This window comes from Geodermatophilus sp. SYSU D00698 (assembly GCF_054050335.1).
The window spans coordinates 125,398-137,709 of record NZ_JBJGZD010000005.1 but is presented as its reverse complement, the minus strand read 5'-3'; the positions used below and the strand labels follow the sequence as shown (position 1 = coordinate 137,709).

At 75.6% G+C, this 12,312-nt stretch carries 15 protein-coding genes; 7 read left to right on the top strand and 8 right to left on the bottom strand.

Annotated features, from left to right (window positions below; genetic code table 11):
* The first annotated feature begins 173 nt into the window (after positions 1–173).
* From ACI8AB_RS06685 to ACI8AB_RS06675, 3 genes are read left to right on the top strand one after another with little or no spacing between them, the layout of a single operon-like run.
* On the top strand, positions 174–455 hold the full coding sequence (locus ACI8AB_RS06685) for a hypothetical protein (protein WP_456949453.1): 282 nt from the start codon (positions 174–176) through the stop codon (positions 453–455).
* 41 nt (positions 456–496) lie between these two features.
* Entirely contained in the window at positions 497–718 is a 222-nt protein-coding gene (locus ACI8AB_RS06680) for a hypothetical protein (protein ID WP_456949452.1), read from the top strand.
* A complete protein-coding gene (locus ACI8AB_RS06675) occupies positions 715–1,098 on the top strand; it encodes a type II toxin-antitoxin system VapC family toxin (protein ID WP_456949451.1) in 384 nt (127 codons plus the stop codon). The genes ACI8AB_RS06680 and ACI8AB_RS06675 overlap by 4 nt, the downstream gene beginning before the upstream one ends.
* A 98-nt stretch (positions 1,099–1,196) precedes the next feature.
* Here the strand turns inward: ACI8AB_RS06675 and ACI8AB_RS06670 are convergent, their stop codons facing one another.
* The gene (locus ACI8AB_RS06670; protein WP_456949450.1) at positions 1,197–1,517 is read right to left on the bottom strand and encodes an AMP-binding protein; all 321 of its coding nucleotides are present in this window, start codon (positions 1,515–1,517) and stop codon (positions 1,197–1,199) included.
* Positions 1,518–1,589: 72 nt separating this feature from the next.
* Here ACI8AB_RS06670 and ACI8AB_RS06665 point away from each other — a divergent pair, with 72 nt between their 5' ends.
* Entirely contained in the window at positions 1,590–3,551 is a 1,962-nt protein-coding gene (locus tag ACI8AB_RS06665; RefSeq protein WP_456949449.1) for a glycoside hydrolase family 15 protein, read from the top strand.
* Positions 3,548–3,979, top strand: a complete 432-nt coding sequence (locus ACI8AB_RS06660) for a DUF1810 domain-containing protein (protein WP_456949448.1) — start codon at positions 3,548–3,550, stop codon at positions 3,977–3,979. The genes ACI8AB_RS06665 and ACI8AB_RS06660 overlap by 4 nt, the downstream gene beginning before the upstream one ends.
* Positions 3,980–4,042: 63 nt before the next feature.
* Here ACI8AB_RS06660 and ACI8AB_RS06655 read toward each other — a convergent pair whose 3' ends face one another.
* On the bottom strand, positions 4,043–5,164 hold the full coding sequence (locus ACI8AB_RS06655; RefSeq protein WP_456949447.1) for a DUF4236 domain-containing protein: 1,122 nt from the start codon (positions 5,162–5,164) through the stop codon (positions 4,043–4,045).
* 212 nt (positions 5,165–5,376) lie between these two features.
* Here ACI8AB_RS06655 and ACI8AB_RS06650 point away from each other — a divergent pair, with 212 nt between their 5' ends.
* Entirely contained in the window at positions 5,377–6,441 is a 1,065-nt protein-coding gene (locus tag ACI8AB_RS06650) for a glutathione S-transferase family protein (protein ID WP_456949446.1), read from the top strand.
* Between the two features lie 42 nt (positions 6,442–6,483).
* Here the strand turns inward: ACI8AB_RS06650 and ACI8AB_RS06645 are convergent, their stop codons facing one another.
* From ACI8AB_RS06645 to ACI8AB_RS06620, 6 genes are all read right to left on the bottom strand, one after another.
* Positions 6,484–6,717 carry a hypothetical protein gene (locus ACI8AB_RS06645; protein ID WP_456949445.1) on the bottom strand — a complete coding sequence of 78 codons (234 nt, stop codon included), beginning with the start codon at positions 6,715–6,717 and terminating at the stop codon, positions 6,484–6,486.
* Between the two features lie 60 nt (positions 6,718–6,777).
* Positions 6,778–7,029 carry a hypothetical protein gene (locus tag ACI8AB_RS06640; protein ID WP_387988727.1) on the bottom strand — a complete coding sequence of 84 codons (252 nt, stop codon included), beginning with the start codon at positions 7,027–7,029 and terminating at the stop codon, positions 6,778–6,780.
* 50 nt (positions 7,030–7,079) lie between these two features.
* Positions 7,080–7,250 carry a hypothetical protein gene (locus tag ACI8AB_RS06635; protein ID WP_456949444.1) on the bottom strand — a complete coding sequence of 57 codons (171 nt, stop codon included), beginning with the start codon at positions 7,248–7,250 and terminating at the stop codon, positions 7,080–7,082.
* A gap of 320 nt (positions 7,251–7,570) precedes the next feature.
* Positions 7,571–9,946, bottom strand: coding sequence for a hypothetical protein (locus ACI8AB_RS06630; protein ID WP_456949443.1), 2,376 nt, complete (start codon positions 9,944–9,946; stop codon positions 7,571–7,573).
* A 104-nt stretch (positions 9,947–10,050) separates the two neighbouring features.
* Positions 10,051–10,785 carry an alanyl-tRNA editing protein gene (locus ACI8AB_RS06625; protein WP_456949442.1) on the bottom strand — a complete coding sequence of 245 codons (735 nt, stop codon included), beginning with the start codon at positions 10,783–10,785 and terminating at the stop codon, positions 10,051–10,053.
* A gap of 30 nt (positions 10,786–10,815) precedes the next feature.
* A complete protein-coding gene (locus ACI8AB_RS06620) occupies positions 10,816–11,550 on the bottom strand; it encodes a type 1 glutamine amidotransferase (protein WP_456949441.1) in 735 nt (244 codons plus the stop codon).
* A 139-nt stretch (positions 11,551–11,689) separates the two neighbouring features.
* Between ACI8AB_RS06620 and ACI8AB_RS06615 the strand changes: the two genes are divergently transcribed.
* Positions 11,690–12,310: a hypothetical protein gene (locus tag ACI8AB_RS06615; protein WP_387988720.1), complete on the top strand. Its 621-nt coding sequence runs from the start codon at positions 11,690–11,692 to the stop codon at positions 12,308–12,310.
* Positions 12,311–12,312 lie beyond the last annotated feature (2 nt).

The following is a 12,312-nucleotide window of genomic DNA, read 5'->3' as shown; positions in this document are numbered from 1 at the left end:
GCCGCCGCCTGTTGATCATCGTCTGCGTGCACGCGACACGCGCGGACACGCCGGTGCGAGCGGCACACGGACGATGATCGACTGCAGCACCGGCGCGCCGTTCCGCCTGACGCCCGGCCTGCCGATACGAGTAGGGAACGGGCGCGACGACGGCCCAGGGACGAGAGGACCGCATGCACCCCCGCACCCGGCTCGAGACGGTCATGGCCGCTCCCCTCACCACCGGGAACCTGCTGGCCGACTGCGAGCGCTGGTGCCGCGACGTCCTCCCTCCGCGGGGCACCGGTCCCGCCGCCGTCCCCGCCCCGCGCCTCGTTCCGGCCGAGCGACGGAGCGCACCCGAGCGGGTGGAGCGGCGCCGCGTGCCGGTCACCGGCGCCGCGGTGCGGGCCATCGCCCGGACGCTCACCGAGCAGGCCGAGGCCCACCGCGAGGCGGAGGCCGGCGCCGCCTGAGCCGTGCGCGCCCTGCTTGCAGGTTGCTAGCATCCTGCGACATGAGGACGCTGTACCTGCGGAACGTCCCGGACGACGTCGTCGAGCGGCTGGAGCGGCTCGCCGCCCGCGAGGCGACGTCCGTGGGTGCGCTGGCGGTGCGCGAGCTGGCCGAGGCGTCCCGCCGCGCGGACAACCCCGCGCTCCTCGGTGCGCTGCCCGACCTCGGGGTCCCCGCCGAGGACGTCGTCGCCGACCTGGGCGCCGAGCGCGCGGGGCGGTGATCGTCGCCGACGCCTCGGCGGTCGTCTCCGGCCTGCTGAACGCCGGCGCCGCCCGGGACCTGCTCGGGCGGGAGCGGATCCAGGTGCCCCACCTCGTCGACGCCGAGGTGGCCCGCGCGCTGCGGCGGGCCGCGGCGGCCGGCTCCGTGACGCCGGCTCAGGGCTGGGCCGCCCTCGACACCTGGCGCCGCCTCGGGGCCGCCCGGCACCCCGTCACCGGACTGCTCGACCGCGTCTGGCAGCTGCGGGAGAACCTCACCGCCTACGACGCCACCTACGTCGCGCTGGCCGAGGCGCTCGGCTGCCCAGTGGTCACGGCCGACCGGCGTCTCGCGCGGGCGCCCGGCCTCCGCTGTCCCGTGACGGTGGTGCCGCGGTAGCGCCTACCGCGGGACGGGCGTCCAGTCGGTCGTCGCGCGCAGCGGGTGCTTGAGCACCTTCCCGCCCGCGTTGCGCGGCAGCGGCGCGTCGAGCACCTTCACGAACTGCGGCACCTTGACGTCCGCCAGCCGCTCGCGCGAACGGCGCCACAGGCCAGGCCGTTGCCGATGCGCAGCGCCACCCGGTCGCCGATCCCGACGCCGGCCGCGCGCAGCCCGCCGGCCACGACCCGGGCGCGCACCTCCAGCTCGGCGCAGGTCACCGACGGCCCGCCCGGCTCGACGACGGCGGTGCGGCCGGGGACGCGGGCGGCGGTGGCGGACAGCAGCGCGGGCAGGTTCGGCGCCAGGCCGGTGTAGCGGCGGACGCCGTCCGGGCCGGTCTCGATGCCGGTGCTGTCGAAGACGGTCGAGCTCACGTGCGCCGATCGTCCTCCTGTGAGCGCGGCCACCCGGGTGTCGCCCGGGCCCGGCCCGGGCACCGGCGACCCGTGACCGGCACCGCGCGATCCACCGCCCGCCCGATGCCCGGCATCCCGCCCGCGCCCGAGGACTCCGGCGTCGACCCGGACCGCACCGAGGTCCCGCGCCCCGGCGCCGTCCGCGTGGACAGCCTGCGCTGGGGCGCCGGCGAGGACTCGGCGGTCACCGAGCGCGACGACCTCGGCTACGCCGACCTGCGCACCTACGCCGCCATCGGCGACGGCCGCACCCTCGCCCTGGTCGCCCGCGACGGCCGGATCGACTGGCTGCCGCTGCCCGAGATGGACGGCCCGCCGGTGTTCGGCGCGCTGCTGGACACCGACAACGGCGGCTGCCTGGAGCTGTGCCCCGAGGGCGAGTTCACCGTCAGCCGCGGCTACGCCGGCGACACGAACGTCCTGCGGACGACGTTCACCACGCCCACCGGCCGGGTCCGCGTCACCGACGCGCTGACCACCGGCGTCGCCGGGCGGCTGCCGTGGTCGGAGCTGGCCCGCCGCGTCGAGGGGCTGGAGGGCACGGTGCGCATGCGCGCCGCCGTCCGCCCCGGCACCTGCCTCAACACCGTGGCCCCGTGGGTGCACGAGACCGCGCACGGGCCGGTGCTGCGCGTCGCCGGGCTCACCCTCGCCGTCCGCACCCTGAACGCGGACGACGTCACCGCCGCCGACCGCCGCATCGACGTCACGTTCACCACGCAGGAGGGCTCGCAGCACCTGCTCGCCGTCGTCGGCACCGAGGACGAGCCGCTGTTCCTCCCGCCGCCGGAGGTGATCGACGCCGGTGTCGACCGCACCGTCCGCAACTGGGCGGCGTGGATGGAGACCTTCGCCTGGGACGGGCCGTGGGCCGACGCCGTCTGCCGCAGCACGCTCGTCCTCAAGCAGCTGCTGCACTCGGCGACCGGCGCGATCGTCGCCGCCCCGACGACGTCGCTGCCCGAGGGCCCGGCCGGCGGGCGCACCTGGGACTACCGCTACGCCTGGGTCCGCGACTCCGCCTACGCGCTGATCGCCCTGACCCGGTTCGGCCTGCGCGAGGAGACGCACGCCGCGCTGAGCTGGCTGCTGACGGTCATGCGCCGGCACGGGCCCGAGCCGCGGGTCTGCTACACCGTCGACGGCGGCCGCAGCGGCGGGGTGCACGTGGCCGACGTCCCCGGCTGGCGCGGCATCGGCCCGGTGCGGGTGGGCAACGCCGCCGCCGACCAGCTGCAGCTCGGGGTCTTCGGCGACGTCTTCGGCTTCATCTCCCTCTACGTGGAGAGCGGCCACGTCCTCGACGCCGAGACCGGCCGGATGCTCGCCGGCATCGCCGACCTCGCCTGCGACCGCTGGCAGGTGCGCGACTCGGGCATGTGGGAGCTGCCGGAGCTGCGGCACTACACGACGTCGAAGCTCGGCTGCTGGCAGGCGCTGACCAAGGCCGTGGAGCTCGCCGAGCGCGGGCAGATCCCCGGCGACCCCGGCCGCTGGCGGCACGAGGCCGAGCGGATCGTGCGGTGGGTCGACGAGAACGCCTGGGACGACGAGCGCGGCGCCTACGTCTGGTACCCGGGCACGACCGACCTGGACGCCTCGATCGTGCTGCACGCGATCAGCGGCTTCGACCGCGGGGAGCGGATGAGCTCGACGCTGGACGCGCTGCGCGCGCAGCTGGGCACCGGCCCGTACCTGCACCGGTTCACCGGTGCGGCCGACGTCGAGGGCGCGTTCCTGCCCTGCTCGTTCTGGACGGTCTCCGCGCTGGCGCTGTGCGGCCGGCGCGAGGAGGCGTGCGTGCTCATGGAGGAGCTGCTGGCCTCCGCGCCCAACGACGTCGGCCTGCTGCCGGAGGTGCTCGACCCGGCCACCGGCGACTGGCTGGGCAACGTGCCGCAGGCGCTGTCCCACCTGGCGCTGGTCAACGCCGCCATCACCCTCGGCACCGCCGACGACCCCGCCGACACCACCCCGGGAGACGACCGATGACCTCCTCCGCCGACGACCCGTACCGGCTGGCCCGCTTCGTCGAGGCGCAGACCGACACGTACGCGCAGGCGCTCACCGAGCTGCGCGCCGGGCACAAGACCAGCCACTGGATGTGGTTCGTCTTCCCGCAGGTCGCCGGCCTCGGCCGCAGCGCGACGGCGCAGCGGTTCGCCATCTCCGGCCTCGACGAGGCCCGCGCCTACCTCGTCCACCCGGTGCTCGGCCCGCGGCTGGTCGAGTCCGCGCAGGCGCTCACCGAGTTGCCCGGCTCCGACGCCGCCGCGGTGCTCGGGCCGGTCGACGCGGTGAAGCTGCGCTCGTCGATGACGCTGTTCGCGCACGCCGACCCCGGGCAGCCGGTGTTCCGCGCCGTCCTGGAGCAGTACTTCGGCGGCGAGGAGGACGACGCGACGACGTCCCGGCTGTAGTCCCGCGCGCGGTCGTGCTCTGCCCACAGTCGTGGGCAGAGCACGACCGCACGAGCGAAGGGGTCAGGCGGTCAGCTCGTCGACGTCGACGACGTCGAGCAGCGCCTGCAGGCCCGGCTGGCCGGTGAGGTCGAGCGGCCGCAGCTCCTTGGCCTTGACGTCGACCAGCAGCTCCGCGGCGGTGTCCCGGGCGATCGTGGAGGCGTCCGCCGTGGACCACTGCACGCCGGTGAGGGCGGCGCGGGTCCAGTGGCCGGCGAGCAGGCAGTCGAGCCGCGGGCGGCCGTAGGCGTCGGCGCCCGCGGCGCGCAGCGCGACCACCCGGGCCGAGCGGATCGCGGGCGCGACCGCGAGCGCCTCCTTGAGCGTCACCAGCACGTGCCCCATCACGGCCTCGGTGTAGAGCTGCGCCCGCTCGCCCTTGGGCAGCTTGCGCAGGCTGAGGTTGCCCGCCTGGGTGGTGACCGGCAGGCGCTCGGGGACGACGGTCTCCGGCGGCGCGAGGACGACCAGGGCCACCTCGTCGCCGTCGACACCGAGAGGTGCTGCGGCCGCCTCGTTGTCCTCGAACGCCTCGGCGAGTGCGGCGATCACCGTGTCCGGGTCGTTGGTGGACAGCGCCCACCACCACTCGTCGAGACGGGCCTGCAGGTCGGCCCGCTCCCGCTGCGCCTCCTGCCGCAGGGCCGCGATCTCGGCCTCCGCAGCGACGTCCGCCTGCCGGCGTGCCGCCTCCTTCGCGGCCCGCTGGAACAGGCCGAGGCCGGCCGTCGCCGCCTCGCGGTGCCGGGCGCGGACGGCGTCGACGTCGGGCTCGGGGGCCGGCGGCGCGACCGGGTGCCGCGTCCGGTCGAACTCGGCGCGGTGCACGCTCAGCAGTTCCGCGAACATCGCCGCCAGACGCCGGGCCTCCTCCTCCTTCGCCGCCTCCTCGGCCGCCCTCGCCGCGGCCGCGAGCTGCCGCTGGTACGCGGCCGGTGAGGGACGGCCGGCCGTCGAGCGTCTGCGGCTGCCGCCTCCCGCCGACGTGGAGTAGGTGAACGGCCCGGCGCCGGTGGAGAAGGACGTGCGCCCACCCCCCACGTGCACGCGCGCCGCTCTCGGCCCGATGCTGGTCCGCACGCCCCGGCTGGAGGCGCGCACCCGGACACCCGGCGCCAGCTTGACCGAGAAGCTCAGTCCCATGTCCCACCTGTCGTCGTCCGTGGACCGTTCCGTTCCGGATGCCATCACGGGGACGGGACGGAACCGGGCAGGGGACGACCGCGTCGTCGCCGGGTGGGACGGGTGGGGCCGGAGTGCCGGTCCGCAGGAGGCGCGGCCCCAGGCGGCACAGGAGTTGCGGGTCACCCCGGTCCGCCGGGCGGTGGGAGGCGCGGTCGGCGAGAGTTGATCGTGTGAGCGACGACCAGGGATCCGGCTACGTCAGCAGCGGCCAGGAGTACACGCGGGACACCAACTACATCACCGACCGGATCACCGCCGACGGCTCGAGCCCCTGGCCGGTCGAGCCGGGCCGCTACCGGCTGGTCATCGCCCGCGCCTGCCCCTGGGCCAACCGCGCCGCGATCGTGCGCCGGCTGCTGGGGCTGGAGCCGGCGTTCTCGATGGGCATCTGCGGGCCCACGCACGACGAGCGCAGCTGGACCTTTGACCTCGACCCGGGCGGGCGCGACCCGGTGCTCGGCTACGAGCGGCTGCAGGAGGCCTTCTTCGCCCGCGACCCGGAGTACCCGCGCGGGATCACCGTGCCGGCGATGGTCGACGTCCCGACCAAGGCCGTCGTCACCAACGACTTCATGCAGATGACGCTCGACTTCTCCACGCAGTGGACGGCCCACCACCGCGACGGCGCCCCCGACCTCTACCCCGAGCACCTGCGGGACGAGATGGACGAGGTGATGCAGCGCGTCTACACCGAGGTCAACAACGGCGTGTACCGCTGCGGCTTCGCCGGCTCGCAGCGCGCCTACGACAAGGCCTACGAGCGACTGTGGACGGCGCTGGACTGGCTCGAGGAGCGGCTGTCGACGCAGCGCTACCTCATGGGCGACACGATCACCGAGGCCGACGTCCGGCTGTTCACCACGCTGGCCCGCTTCGACGCCGTCTACCACGGCCACTTCAAGTGCAACCGGCAGAAGCTGACCGAGATGCCGGCACTGTGGGGCTACGCGCGCGACCTGTTCCAGACGCCGGGGTTCGGCGACACCACCGACTTCCCGCAGATCAAGGAGCACTACTACGTCGTCCACGCGGACATCAACCCGACGCAGGTCATCCCGATGGGGCCGGACACGTCGAACTGGCTGACCCCGCACGGGCGCGAGGAGCTCGGCGGCTCCCCCTTCGGCGACGGGACCCCGCCCGGGCCCGTGGCCGCCGGCGAGGAGGTGCCGGCGTCGCACGGTCCCGGCGGCATAGGGCACCGGCCCGACGACGAGCGCCGGCCCCGGCCCTAGCGGCCGGTCACGGACGGGCCCGCGCGGGCCCGGAGGTCGGGGTCAGCAGCCCCCGCCCCCGCCGCCGCCGTCGCCGGCGCAGCCGCCGTCGAAGCCGCCGCCCGCGTCCGTGCCGGCGATGAACCCACCGGCGGTGACGACGCCAGGGCCGTGCGCGCGACCGGTGTGCCCCCCGACGGTGCGACGGCTCGCGGCTCCTGCTCGGGAGCGCTGCATCGCGTAGGCCATGAGGAAGACGGCTGCCACCACGACGGCGAGCACGGCCAGGGCTGTCATGCGTGAACTGTGGACCGGCGCGGCCCGCGGCGCCAGCTCTCGCCGCAGGAGCCGAGCCGGTCAGTCCCCGCCGCCGCCTCCGCCGCCGCCGTCTCCCCCGCCGCCGCCGGAGTCGCCGCCCCAACCGCCGCCGTCGTGGTGGCCGTGGTGTCCGCCGCCGGAGTCACCGCTCCAGCTGCCGCCGTCGCCGTACCAGCCTCCGCCGTCACCGCCGGAGCGCCGGCCACCACCCCGCCGAGCGGCGCGTACGGCGGCTGTGAACATCGCGGTGAAGACGAGCAGGACCAGGGCGATCACGATCCACGGGAGCACGAGCGGCACCGTGCCCGACAGGTCGACCGAGCGCCAGTGATCTCCGCGCCTCAGCTCGCCGCGCGGACCTCGACCTGCTCCACCTCGGCCCTGCACCGGGCCGTCGCCGCGGCGGTGGCGAGGGTGTCCCGGTCGAGCCACTCGAGCAGGAAGCGGGACCCGTACACGTCGACGACCGTGGCGCGGTCCGGCAGCGGGCGCAGCACACACGGAGTCGTCATGACGTCATAACTAGCACACGGACATGTCGTGCACGTGGCCGTCAGGCGTCCCGCGGATGTCGCGGTCGGATCGGTCGACGGGGGCGGGGCGCCGGTGTCGCCACCGCCCCCGTCGTCCGGAGTGTCGGGCGGGGAGGTCAGGGGTGCCGCGCGACCGCTCGGTGCGCGTAACCCCCAGCCCCGATACCTCCCCGCCCGGTGGCCCCGGCCCAGCGGTGGCCAGGTCGGGGTCACGCCCGGGAAGGCAGCGCCCAGTCGGCGGTGCGGTGCGGGAGGGTCCCCGACCTCGGCCGGCGGCTGGTGCGCGCCTGGCAGGGAGGTCAGTCGGGAGAGAAGGACGGGTCGCGCAGGACGGCGGCGGCGACGGCGGGGGCCGACGCCGGTGCCGGGACGGTGCAGAGAGCGGTGGCCGGCACGCCCGACGGGCAGATCGCGGCCAGGGTGGCCAGCCAGGTGGAGGCCGACATGGTGGGCGCCGGAGGCGCGATCGGCCTCGGCTCGGGGGCCACCGGCGCCGTGGGCTCGGTGGGGAGGTCGTTCCCGCGCGGCGGGGCGGCGGGCCGGGGAGCGGTGGAGTGCTGCCGCTGCACGGTCCTGGCCGCCGGGGCCGCGGTGGCGTCGTCGGCCGCGCCGCACTCGGCCCGCGGGGCGGTCAGCAGGACGGCCACGGTCGCCGGGGCGACGGCGAGCCCGGTAGCCCGCGCGGTCTGGGTGGTCGCGGTCCCGACCGCGGGGGCGGTCTCGGCGACCGGAGCTGAGGACGAGGTCGTGACCTGCGCGGTGGCGGTGCCGGCGGCCGCCGGGGCCACCGCCTCGGCGGCCGGCTCGGTCACCGGCGTGACGGCCTCCGCCACTGGGGCAGCGACCTCCGTCGCCGGCGCGACAGCCTCCGCCACCGCCGCGGATTCGACAGCGGTCTCCACCACGGGCGCAACGACGGTCTCCACCACGGGCGCGACGGCTTGGACCGCAGGCGCGACAGCTTCGACCACCGGCACGAGCGGCTGCGTCACCGACTCGACCACCGCGTCGACGACCGGGCCGACCGCCCCGGTGACGACCTCGACCACCGGAACGACAGGCGTGGTGACCGTGTCGACGACAGGCGCGACCGGATCGAGGAGCGTCTCGAGGACGGGCGCGACCGGGTCGATCACGGTGCCGACCACCGGTGCGGCGACGTCCTCGACGACGGGAGTGACCGGTCCCAGGACCGGGGTGACGACGTCCTCGACAACGGGGACGAGCGGGTCGGTCACCGTCTCCACGATCGGCGCGGCTGGCTCCACGATCGGGCCAACCGGCTCTGTGATCGGCTCGACCACGGGTGCCACCGGCTCGACCACCGCGTCGACCACCGGAGCCACTGGGCCGGTGACCACCTCGACCACCGGCGGGACGACGTCCTCGGCCACCGGCACGACCGGCTCGACGACCGACTCCACGATCGGAACGACCGGCTGCGTGATCGGCTCGACCGCCGGCGTCACCGGCTCGACCACCGGGGCCACAGGACCGGTGACCACCTCGACCACCGGCGGGACCACGCCCTCGACCACCGGCACGACCGGCTCGACCACCGGCGGGACCACGCCCTCGACCACCGGCACGACCGGCCCGACGACAGGAGCCACCGGCTCGGTCACCGTCTCGACCACCGGAGCCACCGGCTCGGTCACGGTCTCCACGACGGGCTCGACGACGGTCTCGACCACGGGAGCCACCGGCTCGGTCACCGTCTCGACCACGGGAGCCACGGGCTCAGTCACCGTCTCGACCACGGGAGCCACGGGCTTGGTCACCGTCTCGACCACGGGAGCCACCGGCTCGGTCACGGTCTCGACCACGGGAGCCACGGGCTCGGTCACCGTCTCGACCACGGGAGCCACGGGCTCGGTCACCGGCTCGACCACCGGAGCCACCGGCTCGGTCACCGGCTCGACCACCGGAGCCACCGGCTCGGTCACGGTCTCCACGACAGGTTCGACGACGGTCTCGACCACCGGAGCCACCGGCTCGGTCACCGTCTCGACCACCGGAGCCACCGGCTCGGTCACCGGCTCGACCACCGGAGCCACCGGCTCGGTCACCGGCTCGACCACCGGAGCCACCGGCTCGGTCACCGGCTCGACCACCGGAGCCACCGGCTCGGTCACCGGCTCGACCACCGGAGCCACCGGCTCAGTCACCGTCTCCACGACAGGTTCGACGACGGTCTCGACCACCGGAGCCACCGGCTCGGTCACCGGCTCGACCACCGGAGCCACCGGCTCAGTCACGGTCTCCACGACAGGTTCGACGACGGTCTCGACCACGGGAGCCACCGGCTCGGTCACCGTCTCGACCACCGGAGCGACGACGTCCTCGACGACCGGAAGGGGCGCGGCGCTGACCGGCTCGGGCGTCTCCGCGGGAACGTCGGCGACGGGCTCCGGAGCAGGCTCGGGCTCCGGAGCGGGCTCGGGCGTCTCCGCGGGAACGTCGGCGACCGGCTCGACCACCGGCTCGACGGCGACCTCGTCGACCGTCGCGGTGACCTCCTCGACCACGCCGCCGAGGGGGGACCCGTCCGGAGCAGGCAGCTCCTCGGCACGGGCCGTGGAGGAGACGACCACCAGGAGCGCGTAGATGCCGGCCACCAGGCCGAACAGGAGGAGGACCCGACGGGGCCAGCCAGCGACTCCGGCGCTGCTCACCGACCCCCGTGTGGAAGTCCCCTCCCGCACGGACGAAGAGTAGAACGACTCCATCCGGAATGCTCGTCGATCACGGCAACGGGGCGTACCGGGACCTCGCCGGATCACATGACGCGGATGCGCAACCGGCGGAACCCGCGGCCCTTGTTCTCCATCTTGACCACCTCGACGCGGCCGACCATCGCCGTCGAGGCGACGTGCGTGCCGCCGTCGGCCTGCAGGTCGAGGCCGACGATGTCGACGATCCGCACCTGCTCGATGTCGGGCGGCAGCAGGTCGGTCGCCGTCCGGATGAGGTCGGGGATCGCGTACGCCTCGTCGCGCGGGAGCGTGCGCACCCGGATCGGCCGGTCGGCGGTGATCTCGGCGTTGACCGCCTCGGCCACGCGGTCCTTGAAGTCGGCCGGCACCTCGGCGAGGTCGAAGTCCATCCGCGCGGTCAGCGGCTCCATGTTGCCGCCGGTGACCTTGGCGCCGAAGTCGCGCAGCACCACGCCGGTGAGCACGTGCAGCCCCGAGTGGGTGCGCATGAGCGCGGTCCGGCGCTCGTCGTCGAGCGCCCCGCGGACGGCGGTGCCCGGCGGCGGCACCGGGTCGCCCTCGACCGGGACCAGGTACAGCTCGTCGCCCTTGCGCGTGCCGGCGATCCGGGTGCGGACGCCGCCCCACAGCAGCACGCCCTCGTCCGGCGGCTGCCCGCCGCCGCCCGGGTAGAAGGCCGAGCGGTCGAGGACGATGCCCTGCTCGGGGTCGGCCGCGACGACGGTCGCGTCCCACTCCCGCACGGTGGCGTCGGCGAGGTCGAGGCGGTGGGTGTGCCCGTGCCGGTCAGCGCTCACGGGCGCCCATCCTGCCGAACGCGCCCGGGCTCAGGCCGCCGTCTCGTCCTCCGCCGGGCGGACGCGGTCGGCCCGGTCCAGGAACGCCTCGACGAGCCGGGCGCAGGCCGCGGCGGCCTCCGGCTCCCGCTCGGCGATCTCGCGGCGCAGCCCGGGCACCAGCGCGGCGGCCTCCGGCGGCGGCGGGCCGGTGAGCTCCCAGGTCTCCTCCCAGGCCGAGAACGCGCCGGGGTCGATCTCCGGGTGGAACTGCACGCCGAGGTGCGGGCCGGCGGTGAACGCCTGCACCGCACGGTCGGTCCGCGCGACCTCCACCGCGCCGGGCGGCACGGTGAACCGGTCGCCGTGGTACTCGAACCAGGGGCCGGCCGGCACGAGCGCGGGGTCGGCGGTCTCGACCTCGAGGAACCCGTGTTCGCCCGCCGGCGCCTGGGTGACCACCCCGCCGAGCACCCGCGACAGCGCCTGCCCGCCGAAGCAGACGCCGAGCACCGGCGTCCCGGCGTCGACGGCGCGCCGCAGGTAGGCGAGCTCCGCGGCCAGCCACGGCACCGTGTCGTCGTAGGCGGCCGCGCCCGAGCCCATCACCACCAGCGTCCGCAGCGCGGCGGGGTCGGGCAGCTCGGTGAGCAGCGGCGAGTCGCCGACCGTCGTCCCGACGACGACCGTCAGCCCCTGCGCCTCCAGCGCCGGCCGCAGGGTGCCGACCAGCCGGTGCCCGCGGGAGGCGTCGGCGTCGTGGACGAGGACGAGCGCGGTCTGCATGCGCCCAGTATCCGCGGGCTCACCGACGGTCCGGGACGTCCCGCGCCGGGGTGCCCCCCTTCCCGGCGGGCCGCCGCCGGAGCAGGCTGACGCCCGCGGCGGTGCCGCCCGGGCAGCGCCGCCCCAGAGAGGAGCGGCCATGTACGCACGCTCGACCTCCGTCGCGGGCACACCCGAGAGGCTCGACGACGGGATCGCGTTCGTCTGCGACGAGGTCATGCCCGCGCTGGCCGACATGCGCGGCTTCGTGGGCCTGTCGATGCTCACCGACCGCGCCAGCGGCCGGGCCGTCGTCACCTCGTCCTGGCGCGACGTCGAGTCGATGCGGGCCAGCGCCGACCGGGTGCGCGCGCTCCGGGACCAGGCCGCGGAGGTCTTCGGCGGGGACGTCACGGTCCAGGAGTGGGAGGTCGCGGTCATGCACCGCCGCTCGGAGGCGCCGTCGGGCGCGTGCACGCGGGTGACCTGGTGGCGCGCCGACCCCGCCGGGCTGGACCGGGTGCTGGACGCCTACCGCAGCGTCATGGTGCCGCGGATGGAGGACTACCCCGGCTTCTGCAGCGTGAGCCTCATGGTCGACCGGGAGAGCGGCCGAGCCGCGTCCGCGGTGACCTTCGAGGACCGCGATGACATGGACGCCGGCCGCGCCCACGCCCGCGCCTCCCGGGACGACTTCGCCCGGGCGATGAAGCTCGAGATCACCGACGCCGAGGAGTTCGACCTCGTCCTCGCCCACCTGAGGGTGCCCGAGACGGTGTGAGG

What these genes read in the sequence shown, in the direction of transcription:
- ACI8AB_RS06655 (WP_456949447.1), bottom strand. Translation starts at nt 5,164, where the DNA reads ATGGGACTGAGCTTCTCGGTCAAGCTGGCGCCGGGTGTCCGGGTGCGC.
- ACI8AB_RS06685 (WP_456949453.1), top strand. Translation starts at nt 174, where the DNA reads ATGCACCCCCGCACCCGGCTCGAGACGGTCATGGCCGCTCCCCTCACC.
- ACI8AB_RS06680 (WP_456949452.1), top strand. Translation starts at nt 497, where the DNA reads ATGAGGACGCTGTACCTGCGGAACGTCCCGGACGACGTCGTCGAGCGG.
- ACI8AB_RS06660 (WP_456949448.1), top strand. Translation starts at nt 3,548, where the DNA reads ATGACCTCCTCCGCCGACGACCCGTACCGGCTGGCCCGCTTCGTCGAG.
- ACI8AB_RS06645 (WP_456949445.1), bottom strand. Translation starts at nt 6,717, where the DNA reads ATGACAGCCCTGGCCGTGCTCGCCGTCGTGGTGGCAGCCGTCTTCCTC.
- ACI8AB_RS06620 (WP_456949441.1), bottom strand. Translation starts at nt 11,550, where the DNA reads ATGCAGACCGCGCTCGTCCTCGTCCACGACGCCGACGCCTCCCGCGGG.
- ACI8AB_RS06635 (WP_456949444.1), bottom strand. Translation starts at nt 7,250, where the DNA reads ATGACGACTCCGTGTGTGCTGCGCCCGCTGCCGGACCGCGCCACGGTC.
- ACI8AB_RS06615 (WP_387988720.1), top strand. Translation starts at nt 11,690, where the DNA reads ATGTACGCACGCTCGACCTCCGTCGCGGGCACACCCGAGAGGCTCGAC.